The 1827-nt window shown below is 42.9% G+C and carries 3 protein-coding genes; 1 reads left to right on the top strand and 2 read right to left on the bottom strand.

Translation table 11 applies throughout. The features are described 5' to 3' along the window. Positions 1-217: 217 nt before the first annotated feature. The gene (locus IJ369_RS02005) at positions 218-427 is read right to left on the bottom strand and encodes a ribbon-helix-helix protein, CopG family (RefSeq protein ID WP_290715404.1); all 210 of its coding nucleotides are present in this window, start codon (positions 425-427) and stop codon (positions 218-220) included. Between the two features lie 98 nt (positions 428-525). On the opposite strand from IJ369_RS02005, the gene IJ369_RS02000 reads away from it, so the two are divergent. Then, a complete protein-coding gene (locus IJ369_RS02000; protein ID WP_290715402.1) occupies positions 526-774 on the top strand; it encodes a hypothetical protein in 249 nt (82 codons plus the stop codon). Between the two features lie 133 nt (positions 775-907). Here IJ369_RS02000 and IJ369_RS01995 read toward each other — a convergent pair. Then, positions 908-1827: FAD-dependent oxidoreductase (locus IJ369_RS01995; RefSeq protein ID WP_290715400.1), on the bottom strand; the 920-nt coding region annotated here is incomplete at its 5' end.

Here is a 1827-nt window from a genome sequence, read left to right as displayed (position 1 = left end):
TGGTTCGTTCAGATTTCATTATTTCAAATTATACCAATCCTGTGGGCAATTTGCAACAGAAAAGGCGCAGTCGTTGAAAAGAGAAAGAGCCTGTGGTAGTATTTGGGAAAAGGATGAAATGAATTTTGAAAAGGAAGAAGAATAAAAGAAAACAGGAAATAACAAACAGCCGCCGAAAAATTCGGGGCTGTTATTTTTTGTGTGGATATGGAGTTGTTTATTCTTCTTCTCTTGCTTCCTCTATTTCACAATTTTCCAATGCATATTCCAGAAACATACCGATCAGCTCATTTCTGCTATGCCCAGTTCTTTTGCAGATTTCTTCCAACTGTGTTACGATTTCATCTTTTACACGGATAGAAAATACTTTATGTCCATCTTCACCTTTGGCTTTCTTTGGTTTTACGATCAATTTTTCGTTTTGCATGAAATCGCCTCCTTGCACATAGTTTATGATTGCAATTTGGCTATAATATATGTTATATTTTATAACATAAAACATGTTTATGATTTGAGGTGGAGAAAATGGAATTATACCGTGATATATTATACAGAATATTGGAATTCGAAGAATTTGAAATATTGTTGCCAAAATGGAAAATGAACGTGGAAGAAATGATGGAGATGAAGTGCTATCAGGCGTTGCAGGAAATCAAGAAGATTTTAGAAGATGACGAATTGGACGATGCGGAATGTTTTGAAAGCATCGAAAAAATCATTTGCGTTTTTGAAAAATTGGGCAGCGGAATCAATGAGAGACATGATTTTGGTTGATTGCGGGGCGTTGCCCTGAAGCACTGCAAGCCTTTGAAAAGGCTTGACCGAAACTTTTATTTGCCTTCGGCGTGTAAATTTGAAGCATACAAAAAAAGCTCTATCGTCAGATAGAGCCTTTTTATTTTAAAAATTATTTGTTTTTCAGATATTCATCGATGGCTGCAGCCGCTTTCTTACCTGCGCCCATAGCCAGGATTACTGTCGCTGCGCCTGTTACTGCGTCGCCGCCGGCATAAACCGCTTCTCTTGTTGTCTGGTTTGTTTCTTCATTAACTACCAGACAGCCCTTTCTGTTTGTTTCCAGACCCTTTGTTGTGCTTCTGATCAGAGGGTTGGGGGATGTACCGATGGACATAACCACTGTATCAACATCGATCACATAGTTGGAGCCTTCCACGGGTACGGGGCTTCTTCTGCCGGAAGCATCGGGTTCGCCCAGTTCCATTTTCAGACATTCGATACCGCAAACCTGACCGTTGCCATCGTCCACGATCTTCACGGGGTTTCTCAGCAGGTGGAATTCGATACCTTCTTCTTTTGCGTGGTGAACTTCTTCCAGACGAGCGGGCATTTCTGCTTCGGAACGACGGTATACGATGTATACGTTTTCAGCGCCCATACGTTTTGCACATCTTGCTGCGTCCATGGCAACGTTACCGCCGCCAACAACGGCTACGGATTTGCTGTTGCGGATAGGTGTATCGTATTCGGACAGGTATGCTTTCATCAGGTTGATTCTGGTCAGGTATTCGTTTGCAGAGTATACGCCAACCAGCGCTTCGCCGGGGATGCCCATGAAGGAAGGCAGACCTGCGCCTGTGCCAACGAATACTGCGTCAAAGCCCATATCGTCGATGATTTCATCGATGGACAGAACTTTACCGATAACCATGTTTGTCATAATATTTACGCCTAGAGCGGACAGTTTGTCGATTTCTTTCTGCACGATGGCTTTAGGCAGACGGAATTCGGGGATACCGTAAACCAGTACGCCGCCGGCTTTGTGGAATGCTTCAAACATTGTTACTTCGTAGCCCTGTTTTGCCAGAT

Source organism: Anaerotignum sp., from assembly GCF_017483025.1.
Lineage (GTDB): Bacteria > Bacillota > Clostridia > Lachnospirales > Anaerotignaceae > Anaerotignum_A.
The sequence above is the reverse complement of the archived record's forward strand: the minus strand, read 5'-3'. Positions and strand labels throughout refer to the sequence as shown.

Coding starts and splice junctions, on each gene's coding strand:
- IJ369_RS02005 (WP_290715404.1), bottom strand. CDS start 427: ATGCAAAACGAAAAATTGATCGTAAAACCAAAGAAAGCCAAAGGTGAA.
- IJ369_RS02000 (WP_290715402.1), top strand. CDS start 526: ATGGAATTATACCGTGATATATTATACAGAATATTGGAATTCGAAGAA.